Here is a 12858-nt window from a genome sequence, read left to right on the forward strand (position 1 = left end):
TATTTTACACTCTACGTCTTGATGAACTTCTCATTGCCAAAATACCTGCTACTGATAAAATACCAGTAATAGCAAAGTAAATTAAATTATTTTCATCACCTGTTGAAGGTACCTCTTGAGTTCTTTCATCCTCTGAAGGCTTTGTATCTTCTGACGTTTTTTCATCTTCTGAAGGTTTTTGACCAGAATCAGCATCTTCCTTCAATGTCTTTAAGGAAGCTTCTGCATCAGTTAATACATTATAGTTGTCAACTCCAGCCTTTGAATCTTCTGGAAGTGCATCATATGCCTTACGTGCCATAGTAATTGCCTCTTCACTATCAAGACTTACTGTTCCGATATTATTAATTGATGTTTTAACATTCTCAATTTCATTAATTAAAGATTGAAGTTCTTTTTCTGCATCTAATAATGTCTGGTAATTCGTAATCTTAGCCTTTTGCTCTGAAGTTAGGACTTCATAAGCCTCTCTAGCTTTTCTTATATCTTCTGCCTTAGAATAAGAAACTTCTTTATTAGCTTCTATTTGAGATACCACATTACTTATAGCGTCATATTCAGCTTCAGCAGCAGTTAAAACATTGTAGTTAGAAACATATTCTTTTAAAGACTCATCTAAAGCATCATAGCTTTTTCTAGCTATATCGATTGCCTTGCCACTATCTAGAGTTACATCTCCAATAGCATCAATTAATCCTTTAACATGAGTAATTGTATCTTGATCTCCTGATGATAATATAACTAGGTCAATATAAGTTTCAGGAGGGATAACAGTTACATTTGTTTCATTTCCATTTTCAGCATTAAACTTATCACCATACTTAACATAATTGTAGGAAATAGTAATATCAGTATCTGATTTTGTTAATGGATCCTTAGAAAATGAAACATATTTAGTAATATCTCTTTGTAATCCATTCATAAGATAAGCTGTAACTTTCATTCCAGTGGAATCAAATGTTTCTCCTTCCACATAAGTGGTTTTTTGTGGCTTTTCAGTAATTGCTATATGATCTATTTTGCTACCTAAAGCCATCATACGTGCAGAGTCATTCTTAAAGTACATTGTACCTTCACTGTCTACAATTGGACTGCAAATTGCATATTGTGCTTCATCTCCAGATGGTGTAAATAGTACAGGTGCACACCCCTTCAATATTTCACCATTACCATATTGTTCAGTTACTCCATCAATAACTGAAGTTACTCCAGGCTTATCTTTTATTACACGCACTTGTCCAGGTGTATAATTATCTATAAAGTAAACATATGCATATCCATCTTCATCCTCATAAGCAGTAGATAACAATCCGCTAGTTTGAGGATATCCTTTTGTAGGTGCTTTATATGCAATTTCCCATTTCTTTAGATCAATTACAGTAATATTATGTCCACTATACTGTCCAAACTGTGAAGTTCCTGAAACTCCTATATATGCACGTCCATTATGAACAACAGGAGTAGATGTACTCATTGGAGGTAATTCTGGTTCATTTGCACCATTATCAAGTAAAATTTCTTTAAGGTCATATCCTTGAACACCTGATGGATCCTTTTTAAAAGTTCCATCTTTATTCACTGCAACACTGTAGAAACTTCCACCTTTACAAGTGAAATAATAACGATTTGTTACCTTATCATAAGATACAGATGATCTTATATCACCGTTTAAATTTTCAATTTTGTCAATTATTTCTCCTGTCTTTGGGTTCAATGAAAGAAAATTTGAAGTATCTGATAAATATCCGCTTACTCCATCATCTGTGCCTACAAGTACAAAGTCATTACATACATAAGATCCAGCCCAGTAGAAACCTCCACGTTGTTCATGCTTCCATGTAGCTTTTTTTTCTTCTAGTGTGTTATGAATATCTTCATCTGTGACTGAAACACATACATAATTTGCCTCTCTTCTTTCATTTTTCCAAAATCCAGTATACACATAGCCGTCATTATATACAATTGGACTATTAGGTTGTCCTCTTAATGAGTCTTTATAAACCCATAATGATTCTAAAGTGTCAGCATTGAAAGCTTGAATAGTACCATTAGCTAATCCTACAAAAATCATTCCTTCAGCATATGTTGGTGGAATTATATTGAAATTTGAATTTCCAACCATTTTGCCCGTTTGTTCCATAACTTCTCCTGTGAACTTATTCATTTTATAAAGTGATTTTCCAGAACAAAAAACTAAATAGTCATCAACAATAATTGGAGATCCAATTGCATTGCCGCCATAGCCTGATCCTTTTTTAGTTGACCAATATAAAGTAGCTTCATTTGCATTTTTAGGAGTTTTCATATTTACAACAGCATTATTGTTTTGATCACCTCTAAAATTTGGCCACTGAGACGGAATATTAGGCTTTATAGCCTCATTATCCGTTGCTTTTTCTAATACTATATTAAGTGTTTCTTCACCAGCTACAAAACTATCAGCCTTAGACACATAACCATACTTTGTAGCAATATAATCATATTTTAAGCCATTCTTTAAAGAATATTTCCCATTTTCAAGAGGTAGAATACGATTTCCATCTACATCAGTTAAGAATATAATTGCATCTTCTGGTGTTGTAGCAATTTTAACCTCAACAGCTAATTCACTATCACTTGGAAGCACTGATACTTCACATTCTGATGTATGGTTGCCATCTAATGTTGTAACTTTAATTATAGCTTTTCCCTTAGCATTGGCTGTTACAAGTCCATTTTCATCAACTGATGCAATATTGCTATCAGAAGATTTCCAAGTTACTTTTTTATTTGCAGCATTATTAGGCTCTACTTTAGCTTCTAATTGAAGCTTTTCACCATTTTTTATCTCTGCATTGTTTCTATTTAGAGAAACTCCTGTAGCAGCAATACCCCCTGAACCATCTTTAAACTTAAATGCAACAGCGTTTACAAGCTTTAATTTGCTATCTTTCATTATGAAAGTATCAGCATTTCCATCTCCTGTTTTATCAACTTTTACTCTAAGTTTGAAAGATCCATCGTCTAACTTCTCAAGTGTATATTCTCCTTCTTCTTGCATAGGATATTGATCTAAAGTCTGATCATACCAAGCACAATACTTTGATATATCAGATCCAGCAGGATAGTAAATATATACATATTCTGTTCCTGAAGGTATTTCAGCATTGAATAAAGGTATTGTAGTTTTTTCGCCATCATTCCCAGGGTCTACTGAAATCTCACTTCTCTCAATATTTGTTACTTCTGTTGTTCCATCTGTTAATGTGATTTTAATAGGCATTTCTCCAGTGGTACTTGCTGATGCAGATACTGGCGGAACAAATATAGAAAATACCATCATAAACACAAGAAGGATAGACAAAATCTTTTCCTTATTTTTTCTCACAATATTCTCTCCTTTACTTATTTAATTAAAATTTTAAAATATTTTGAAGCTCCATATAAGCTTTATCTACAGCCTCTTGTTTTGCATTCAACTGTTCTGCAACTGTAATAGCGTTTTCATAAGCTTGTTTTACGCCTTTCTTAGCCAAAATTTTATCTTTATCATCAGCTGAATTAATACGTGCAATTTCTGTCATCAATTTATCTTTATTAGCAACAGAGTAATAATCAGTGTTTACTCCACCCATTGCATATCCTCCACCAATGTCAGCACCATAACCATAAAGAGTAAATTGGACACGTACAACATCTCCATCAGATACATATGAATCAGCAAAACCTACATTAGGAAACTTAGAGTTAATTGCATACATCCAACCAGACATAGATGTATAATCAAACTCACCTAATCCATAAGGTTTATTATTTTCATCAACATAAAGAGCATCTTCTAAAGCAATTCCTTCCTTTTCTAGTACTGATATTAAATCCTTTGGAATCTGATCTGTTGGATTGAGAGGTAAACTTAGTTTCTTTCCTTTTGCAGGGTCTTGGCAACCATATTTAAAACTACTATCGTTGTATAAGTTGTTTGCTCCCCCATTTCCTAAAATCGCTAAATAGAAAGAGCTTTCCAAATTACCTGTACGACTATAGGAGTATCCATGTTCAGTTAAAAGTCTGTCCAACATTACAGCAGCATTTTCACCTTCATAAATTGGCACCTGCATTGGAAGTTCAATAAAACCACTTCCAATTGTTAAAGCTTCTATTGTCCATGTTGAATATCCAATGAGATCTCCAGGCTGTGCCTTTTGATATATTATCCTATATGTTTGAGATTTTCCCCCAGCAGATACAATAACAGTATTTTCACCTTCTTTGATAAATTTAAGAGTATAGCTTGTTTTTACATCATCGTCCCAATTAACCTTGACAGGGTCACCATTAAGTGTCACTGATGAAACTATCTTCTTATTGTTTGCATCTCTAGCAATAACATCAAAGGTTTTTTTACTTCCTTTTAAAGTCATGCCATCTGTCAATGTGGTTTCAATGGATATTTCACCAGTGGTACTTGCTGATGCAAATACTGGCGGAACAAGTATGGAAAATACCATCATAAACACAAGAAGGATAGACAAGATCTTTTCCTTATTTTTTCTCACAACATTCTCCCCTTTACTTAAAATTTTAAAATATTATATATTAATATAACTTTAAAGTTATATTTACATGGCATGTCCTTCTCTATCTCAATTCAAAAATAAAAGCAGACTATCTTTCGACAGCCTGCTTTTATTTGTATCACAAAAAAATAACCATTATGAAAAACTCCATAATGGCAGAAAATACTATTTATAATATGTGCACTACACCTATTATCCAGACCACCTCTTCTGCCGAAAGGCTAAATATTGTCTGTAATTACAGCAGATATTCTGACTTAGCTTCACCCTACTTACCCGCCTTCCCAGAGAAACCTCTCCAGTGACATTATTGGGTTTTCGTCCACCATACAGCAGCGTGACTGTTACGGATTTACACCGTATTCCCATTTAAGTATGCTATTACGCATGCACTGTAATCATAATATATTTAATTATAATTAAATATTAACATATATGGATATTATAAGTCAATATAAAAAGCGAATAATATACATATATATGGTAATATAAGAAAATTACTCTTGCTACTTTTATATTTTTATCCTAATAGTATATCTCATTTGCATCTTTCGGCATTACATTAACGCCTTTTAAAAATTTATCCCATTCATTTTTCTCTAAAAATTTATACACATATTTTCCTGACTTTCCTATACTAACGGTGAAATTTGTTTCAAATCCTATTTTCCATCCCATGATTCGTATTAGTTGAGAGCGTACATAATAATTTAGCATGTCCATTACATATGGAATTTCTTCTCTCCATAATCCTTTTGCTACATTGTTTAAGCACCACCAGAATTCATTGCAGGTATCAAGAAACTGACCCTCTATGGGTCTCTTTACCCAATAATCCTCATCTGTTGCCTCAGGCATATCTGGAAGACATTCATCTTTATCAAGCAATATTTTGCAAAGTCTGTCATTTCTAATTTCTTTTAGCACATGAGGTAAAGTGCATACATGAAGGTCTAATCTGTTTCCATCTTCAAACTGAATAAGCCATCCATAACTATTCTCTATATCATGCTTATAATAGTAACCTTCTTCAGGATACTGCATATACAAACGCTTACCAAAAATGTCGATCCAATCTCTCTGCTCTATAAAAGATTTTGTTTCTTTTACAACGTATATGATATCATAATCCTGAAAGATATCTGGTATAACATTAGGGTTTGTCCTTGAACCATTCATATATACCGCACGTATTCTGGTATCATTCTTTGCAATACCTAAGATTAAATTAAACATTTCCTTCTCACTACGCATTTGCCCCTCCTATTAAATTGCTTTTTATATTCCTAATTTATATTATTATTGAGCTAAGTGCTCCACTTTCTATCAATATAAAGGTTCCTATCATAATAAATATTACTGGTACTAATATATCTTTATATTTCTCTATCTTATCCTTTATGAATGGATAGTTTACTAGTTTTATAGCAAATATACACCATAGACCTATCATAAAAGCAAATATTATAATTGTAACAATTAAATATATTGGTGTCATAGTTGTAAACATAGGAATATAAATTCCTATATTATCCGCTCCATTGGCTATGCTTATCATGCATACCTTAATTACATCTGCTGGTATATATTTTTTTAGTAAATTAGGTGTTGAAATCTTTGATGAATCATCTCCTACTTCCACCACATCATTTTCTTCAACTTTACATCTTTTATATTCATAAAGCTCCTTTATTCCAATAAATATTGGTATAAACCCTAAAAATCCTATATACTTCTCTGATATTATAGAAATACCTAAAGCTCCTAAAACACTTATTAGTACCAACATACCTATTCCTATATATTGACCTATGCATACATACCGTTTTTTCTTGTTTGAATTTGCTTTTGAAAAAAGTATCATAAGCACAAATATGTCATCTATATTTGTGCTTATAAACGAAAGCACTACTGAAATAATTATAGGAATCATTGACTCTCCCCCATAAAATTTATAATGTCAATTCAGCTATAAGTGGATAATGGTCTGATGGATACTTCCCATTTTCATTGTATCTCACAATCTCACTACTCATAACATTAAACTCATCTGAAACAAATATATAATCTATGTGTAACCCTTTAGTAGAACCTTTAAATTTGCTCATGGTAGATTCACTATACATTTCTTTATTGCTTTCTTGAACAGCTATAAAGTTTCTCTTATCCTTATTTAAGGCTATAAAGTTTTGTATTGTCTTGCTACCTGGTGTTGCATTAAAATCTCCCATAACCATAACAGGTACATTTTCTGATTCGTAATTCTGCTCTATAATTTCACTTATCTTTTTAAGTCCATAATCTCTGGCCCATGGTGATATGCAATCTAAGTGTGTATTATAAACTCTCACCATCTCTCCACTTTCCATCTCTATTAATGCTGTTGTGCATATCCTGGGAAATAATGAATGCCACTGAGAACTTCCTACTCTTTCAGGCTTATTTGATAGCCAAAAGGTAGTATGATTTTTTATTGTATGGTTCTTTTTAACTAAAATATCATTTTTCTCAGCAAAAAGTTTTTTAGTCCTTGCCTCTCCAACTATATTATACTGATCTTTTACACTTTCACTTAAATCTCTAAACATGCTATTATTAAGTTCTTGAACTCCTATTATATCAGGAGAATACATTCCTATTATATTATTAACCATGGTCTTTCTACTCTTCCATGGATTTCTTATATCAAATATGCTATCTGTTCTAAGGTTAAATGTCATAACTCTCACTATTTTCACCCGCTTAATTAAAGTATATTATAAAAATTATATCATAAAAGCCATGATAATGAACCGACCCCCAAAAGTTAGACCAAAAATCTAACGAATTGGAGGTCGATTTTTTATGGCAAAATACAGTTATGAATTTAAGAAAAAGGTTGTTGATGCATATTTAAATGGTGAAGGCGGATATCCGTATCTTGCCAAGACTTATGGTATTCCTGCGTGGAGTAACATTAAGAAGTGGGTATTATCTTATTCCAAAATGGGTGATGAAGGATTAAAGCGCTCAAGAAAAAAAAATAATTATTCTTTTGAATATAAACTTCATGTGGTAGAGTTATATTTATCAAGTGAGGTTTCGTATCAGGATTTAGCTCTCCAAGAGAAAATCAACAACCCAGTACAGATATGTAAATGGGTCAATGATTTTAATATTGCAGGTGTTGATGCATTGAGACCGAAGAAGAAAGGTCGTAAGAAGTCATTGGTGTCAAATAATAAGAAAGAAAAAGTACAGTTATCTTCAGAAATTACTCCAGTAGACACAAGTGCTGAACATTTGAGACAACTTGAAGATGAACTTTTAAAACTTAAAATTGAGAATGCCTATTTAAAAGAACTGAGGAGGCTGCGTTTAGAGGAGGAAACTCTTCTGAAAAAACAGCGAGAATCATCCACAGCCTCCGAGGAGACTTCAAACTAAAAGATATTCTCGCAATTGTTAGCTTTCCGAAGGCAACATATATGTACTGGCAGAAAAGATTTGATAGGGAAAATCCTGACCAGGCAATTGAGGATAAAATCTTAGAAATACATAACACAAACAAGGATTATGGCTATCGTAGAATATATGGTGAACTTCGAAATCAGGGCTTTATTGTTAATAAAAAGAAAGTACAGAGAATCATGCAGAAACTAAATCTCCAAGTTGCTTCCTTTACTAGAAAAAGTCGTAAATATAGTTCTTACAAAGGCAAGGTCGGAACAGTTGCCCCCAACAGAATCAGAAGACGTTTTAATACCAATATCCCTCATCAGAAAATCACAACAGATACTACTGAGTTTAAATACTATGAGGTAGATTCTAAGGGACATATGACGATGCACAAACTATACTTGGATCCGTTTATGGATATGTGTAACAGTGAGATTTTAAGTTACGGTATTGATAGGCGGCCTTCTGCCACCAATGTGATAAATGCTCTAAATGAAGCCATTGAAATAACATCTGATTGCCCATATCGAAGAACATTTCATTCTGACCAAGGCTGGGCTTACCAGATGAAGTCATACTCACATCGTCTTAAAGAAGAGCGGATTTTTCAGAGCATGTCCCGCAAGGGAAACTGTCACGATAATTCTGTAATGGAAAACTTCTTTGGACTCTTGAAACAGGAAATATACTATGGTGTTGTTTATTACAGTTATGAGAAATTGAAATCTGAAATAGAAAGATATATAAAGTACTACAATGAACAAAGGATTAAAGAGAAACTAGGATGGATGAGTCCTGTGCAATACAGACTCAAACTCTTGGCTGCATAAAAATAGCGAGGCAGCCGAAACTGTCTCGCTAATAAAGTCTAACTTTTGGGGGTCACATCATAACTTTCATTATCATGGCTTTATTTTATCCAAATATATTATTTTTGATCTTCCCAAACAAATAATGTTTTATTGTCTAAGAATTCTTTTATTTGATCTGCTGTGTAACCTAATTCAGTTAAAACTTCTACACCTTGTTCTCCTATAAGTGGTCCACGGTTGTATTCTGGCACTCCCATTTCGTGGAACTTAACTGGTAGACGTACTAAAGTTCTTTCGTTTCCATTGTCATATTTCATCTTGTGGAAGCAGTTATTTGACCATGCTTGCTCATCTTCAAGAATTTCTGTCCATGATTGTGCAACGCTGAATGGTATATCTGCTGCTCTAAGTATCTCTTTCCATTCTGATACTGTTTTCTTTCCGAAAGCTTCCATAACTATATCATAAACTTCAGTTCCAACACCTTGTGCTTGAACATTTTGGATTGGGAAGTATTTTTCACTTTCTACTAAATCTTCTCTTCCAATTGCAGCAATGAATTTCTTATAGTAAGTGTTGTAATCAGGCATACAAGTTTGTATAAAACGATCATCAGCAGTTCTCCACGCTGAATTGAATGGATTTGCACCTTCACGTATGTTTATTGGATATTGTCTAGCAATACCATCATAGTTAGCTGCTTGTACCATCATTCCCATGTTGTATATAGCACTTTCGAATAAACTTGTTTCAACTTTTTCTCCTTTACCAGTTACCTTAGCTTGATAAAGAGCTGCAAGTATACCAGCAGCAAGATTCATACCTACATTGTGGTCACCTATTCCTGGAACAACATTCATTGGTACAGTTCCTTTTTGACGTAGAGAATCTAAATATCCTCCTCTTGCAAAATAAGCTGTGAAATCAAATCCTGGTAAATCTTTATCTGGACCATACTCACCATAACCAGTACATATAGCATATACTAATTTAGGGTATCTTTCCTTTAATGATTCATAATCAAGTCCTGCTCTTTCAAGCGCTTGAACTCTCCAGTTAGTTATTAAAACATCTGCAGTTTCTAATAATTTAAAGAATGCTTCTTTTCCTGCAGGATCTTTCATATTTAAAGATATACAACGCTTGTTTGCATTTTCTAATTCCCATGTAGTATTTTCATACATATCTAGAGGTCTTCCCTCTGATGGCGCTGTGTATCTAAGTGGATCTCCTTTTGCAGATTCTATCTTTATAACATCAGCACCTAAATCGGCCATAAATCTTCCTGCACTTGCTGCAGCTATGAAAGTGGCAAGTTCTACAACTTTAACACCTTTTAATGGTTTTCTTTCGCTCATAATCTAAGAGCCTCCCTCATTTAAATTTAAATTTAAATTTATATTTTACAAATTGTGTACAAAATCCTCTACTGTCTTTTGATATTTCTTTCTAAGTATCCCTAAAATCTTTCCAATACCTATGGCTGCAATAAGTGTACCTTCTCGTACCCCCTGTAATTCACGAAAGCATACTAATGAAAGTATTCCTGCTATTATAACCATTGCTGTATCAAACATGACTTTAATCTTAGAAAATTCAATTCCTGTTTTAAGCTGAATAGCTATCATCGTTCCTTCAGCTGGCATCGGAACTATGTCCGCTGCCAGATAGAACATTAATCCAAGAGCTACAAAACACATACTGATGACAAGAAGTCCTAACCTAAAACTATAACTATTTGGAACTTCAAATGTCCATATACTATTAGAAAAAGTCACGAAGTATCCAAAAAGACTAGAAAATACAATTTGCAATAAATTGATTGGTTTAAAGTCTTTTCTCAGTATAATTATCTGCATCAATATAAATATACAAAATACAGATGTGGTTAAAACTCCTTGATCTAATCCTGTTATCAAGCTTAAAACGTATGGTATTGAATTAATTGGTGACACTCCTAAGTTAGATTTAATGGAAAATGTCACCCCAAAAGCTAGTAATAATAATCCTAAGCAATAACTCGATGCCTGCTTTATCTTTTTATTCATACATATTATTTTCCTAATTCTTCTATCATAGCAGGTATAACTTTGTATAAATCTCCTACTATTCCGTAATCCGCTACTTCAAATATAGGCGCATTTTCTGCAGTATTAATCGCTATAATTTGTTCTGAATTCTGCATTCCAGCTACGTGCTGTATAGCTCCTGAAATACCACATGCTATATATATCTTAGGTTTTACAGTAGTTCCTGTTTGTCCTACTTGATATGCATGATCAATCCATCCAGCATCTACAGCTGCTCTAGATGATGCAACTATACCGCCTAATTTATCTGCTAATTCCTTTAATAGATCAAAGCCTTCTGCTTTTCCAAGTCCCATACCACCAGCTACGATGATTTCAGCATCTGTTAAAGAAACAGTTTCTTTCATACTCTTAACAACTTCTAATACTTTTGTTCTTATGTCTCCTTCTTTGAATGAAACATTTAATTTAACTATTTCACCCTTCTTACCTGGAGTACGTTCTGCCTTTGTCATAACTCCTGGTCTTACAGTAGACATTTGTGGACGATGATTTGGACACACTATTGTAGCCATTAAGTTTCCACCAAATGCTGGACGAGTTTGCTTTATCTTTTTATCTGTTGGGTCTATCTCAAGCATTGTACAGTCTGCAGTTAAACCAGTATTTGCTTTTACTGCTAGACATGGACCTAAGTCACGTCCTATGTGAGTTGCTCCAAGTAATACTATCTCAGGCTTGTACTCTTCGATAGCTTCAAATATAACTTTTGTATATCCATCTGTAGTGTACTTTTCAAGCTCTGGAGAATCAGCTATATACACTTTATCTGCTCCATATTCGAATAATTCATCAGCTAGTCCTTCAACGTCAGATCCACAAAGAACTGCACATAGTTCACATCCAACTTCTTCTGCAAGCTTCTTACCTTCACCAAGAAGTTCAATAACAACTGGCATGATTTTCTTTTCTCTTTGTTCAGCAAATACCCAAACACCTTTATATGCACTTAAGTCTTTTATTTCTCTCTCTTCTTCTGTCTTTTCTATTGCTTTAAATGGACACTTCTCTACACAAACTCCACATCCTGTACAAGATGATCCTATTACAGCTAACTTTCCTTCCATAGTGATTGCACTAAAAGGACAGTTCTTTACGCAAATAGAGCAGCCTTTACATTTTTCTTTTATTACATTAACAGCCATGTTTCATCCGTCCTTTCTACTTATATATAATGTTTTTCTTTTAATCTATTTATAACTGTACTTGCCATTTCAGTTACAGAACCGTTTAACATCTCTCCTTTTCCCTTTGGAGGTGGAGTGAATGAACGGAATACTTGTGTTGGAGATGCATTTAATCCACAATCCTTTGGATTAAGTTCTACATCTACATGATTCCATACAGTTATATCTTTCTTATAAGCATCAACGATTCCACTTATAGACATATATCTAGGCTCATTTAATTCTTTTACAGCAGTTAACACACATGGTGTTTGAACTTCTATAACTTCATATCCATCTTCCATTTGTCTGTGAACTATTGCTTTTCCTTCTTCTAGTTTTATATCTTGAACATAAGTTACAACTGGAAGTCCTAATCTTTGAGCAACCTGAGGTCCTACTTGAGCAGTATCTCCATCTATTGCTTGACGACCTGCAAAGATTACATCTACTCCCTCTACCTTTTTGATACCAGCTGCAATTGTTGTTGAAGTTGCACATGTATCAGCTCCACCAAATGCACGGTCACTTAATAGGTATGCTTCATCAGCACCCATAGCAAGACATTCTCTTAGCATGTAAGTTGCTTGAGGAGGTCCCATTGTAAGAACTGCAACTACAGTATCTGGATTTTTATCCTTGTAAGCTAATGCTGCTTCTAGAGCATTTGCATCATCTGGGTTTAAGATACTTGGAACGCCATCACGAATTAAGGTTCCTTTCACTGGATCGATCTTTACTTCGTTAGTATCTGGTACTTGTTTTACACAAACTAAAATCTTCATTTTCTAATGTC

At 33.7% G+C, this 12858-nt stretch carries 11 protein-coding genes and 1 riboswitch; of the genes, 2 read left to right on the forward strand and 9 right to left on the reverse strand.

What is annotated here, in order from left to right:
* Window positions 1–4 precede the first annotated feature (4 nt).
* From KQH81_RS14350 to KQH81_RS14370, 5 genes are all read right to left on the reverse strand, one after another.
* Complete coding sequence (locus KQH81_RS14350; protein ID WP_230028443.1) at window positions 5–3367, reverse strand: Ig-like domain-containing protein; 3363 nt, start codon at window positions 3365–3367, stop codon at window positions 5–7.
* Between the two features lie 25 nt (window positions 3368–3392).
* Entirely contained in the window at window positions 3393–4535 is a 1143-nt protein-coding gene (locus KQH81_RS14355) for a DUF4430 domain-containing protein (RefSeq protein ID WP_027637636.1), read from the reverse strand.
* Window positions 4536–4781: 246 nt separating this feature from the next.
* Window positions 4782–4968, reverse strand: a riboswitch (cobalamin riboswitch).
* Between the two features lie 113 nt (window positions 4969–5081).
* Complete coding sequence (locus tag KQH81_RS14360; RefSeq protein ID WP_074845274.1) at window positions 5082–5810, reverse strand: aminoglycoside 6-adenylyltransferase; 729 nt, start codon at window positions 5808–5810, stop codon at window positions 5082–5084.
* A gap of 37 nt (window positions 5811–5847) precedes the next feature.
* Window positions 5848–6489 carry a cadmium resistance transporter gene (locus tag KQH81_RS14365; RefSeq protein WP_230028444.1) on the reverse strand — a complete coding sequence of 214 codons (642 nt, stop codon included), beginning with the start codon at window positions 6487–6489 and terminating at the stop codon, window positions 5848–5850.
* A 19-nt stretch (window positions 6490–6508) separates the two neighbouring features.
* Entirely contained in the window at window positions 6509–7276 is a 768-nt protein-coding gene (locus tag KQH81_RS14370; protein ID WP_206153078.1) for an endonuclease/exonuclease/phosphatase family protein, read from the reverse strand.
* Window positions 7277–7400: 124 nt separating this feature from the next.
* Between KQH81_RS14370 and KQH81_RS17810 the strand changes: the two genes are divergently transcribed.
* Both KQH81_RS17810 and KQH81_RS17815 read left to right on the forward strand, forming a co-directional pair.
* Complete coding sequence (locus KQH81_RS17810; protein WP_407647304.1) at window positions 7401–7982, forward strand: transposase; 582 nt, start codon at window positions 7401–7403, stop codon at window positions 7980–7982.
* Entirely contained in the window at window positions 7952–8824 is an 873-nt protein-coding gene (locus KQH81_RS17815; protein WP_289614339.1) for an IS3 family transposase, read from the forward strand. The genes KQH81_RS17810 and KQH81_RS17815 overlap by 31 nt, the downstream gene beginning before the upstream one ends.
* A 98-nt stretch (window positions 8825–8922) precedes the next feature.
* Here the strand turns inward: KQH81_RS17815 and KQH81_RS14380 are convergent, their stop codons facing one another.
* Genes KQH81_RS14380 through etfB form a run of 4 tightly spaced genes read right to left on the reverse strand, consistent with a single transcriptional unit; the run spans window position 8923 to window position 12847 of the window.
* On the reverse strand, window positions 8923–10164 hold the full coding sequence (locus KQH81_RS14380; protein ID WP_027637639.1) for a CaiB/BaiF CoA transferase family protein: 1242 nt from the start codon (window positions 10162–10164) through the stop codon (window positions 8923–8925).
* 45 nt (window positions 10165–10209) lie between these two features.
* Entirely contained in the window at window positions 10210–10854 is a 645-nt protein-coding gene (locus KQH81_RS14385; protein ID WP_074846452.1) for a YczE/YyaS/YitT family protein, read from the reverse strand.
* Window positions 10855–10859: 5 nt separating this feature from the next.
* A complete protein-coding gene (locus tag KQH81_RS14390; protein ID WP_074846449.1) occupies window positions 10860–12041 on the reverse strand; it encodes an electron transfer flavoprotein subunit alpha/FixB family protein in 1182 nt (393 codons plus the stop codon).
* Window positions 12042–12061: 20 nt separating this feature from the next.
* A complete protein-coding gene (etfB, locus tag KQH81_RS14395) occupies window positions 12062–12847 on the reverse strand; it encodes an electron transfer flavoprotein subunit beta (protein ID WP_074846446.1) in 786 nt (261 codons plus the stop codon).
* Window positions 12848–12858: the final 11 nt, after the last annotated feature.

Origin of the sequence: Clostridium cadaveris (assembly GCF_020911725.1) — a bacterium.
Classification (GTDB): domain Bacteria; phylum Bacillota; class Clostridia; order Clostridiales; family Clostridiaceae; genus Clostridium_X; species Clostridium_X cadaveris.

Bases quoted from the DNA above. Each gene is read 5' to 3' on its own strand.
- KQH81_RS14385 (WP_074846452.1), bottom strand. From the start codon at position 10,854: ATGAATAAAAAGATAAAGCAGGCATCGAGTTATTGCTTAGGATTATTA.
- KQH81_RS14390 (WP_074846449.1), bottom strand. From the start codon at position 12,041: ATGGCTGTTAATGTAATAAAAGAAAAATGTAAAGGCTGCTCTATTTGC.
- KQH81_RS17810 (WP_407647304.1), top strand. From the start codon at position 7,401: ATGGCAAAATACAGTTATGAATTTAAGAAAAAGGTTGTTGATGCATAT.
- KQH81_RS14380 (WP_027637639.1), bottom strand. From the start codon at position 10,164: ATGAGCGAAAGAAAACCATTAAAAGGTGTTAAAGTTGTAGAACTTGCC.
- KQH81_RS14370 (WP_206153078.1), bottom strand. From the start codon at position 7,276: ATGACATTTAACCTTAGAACAGATAGCATATTTGATATAAGAAATCCA.
- etfB (WP_074846446.1), bottom strand. From the start codon at position 12,847: ATGAAGATTTTAGTTTGTGTAAAACAAGTACCAGATACTAACGAAGTA.
- KQH81_RS14360 (WP_074845274.1), bottom strand. From the start codon at position 5,810: ATGCGTAGTGAGAAGGAAATGTTTAATTTAATCTTAGGTATTGCAAAG.
- KQH81_RS14365 (WP_230028444.1), bottom strand. From the start codon at position 6,489: ATGATTCCTATAATTATTTCAGTAGTGCTTTCGTTTATAAGCACAAAT.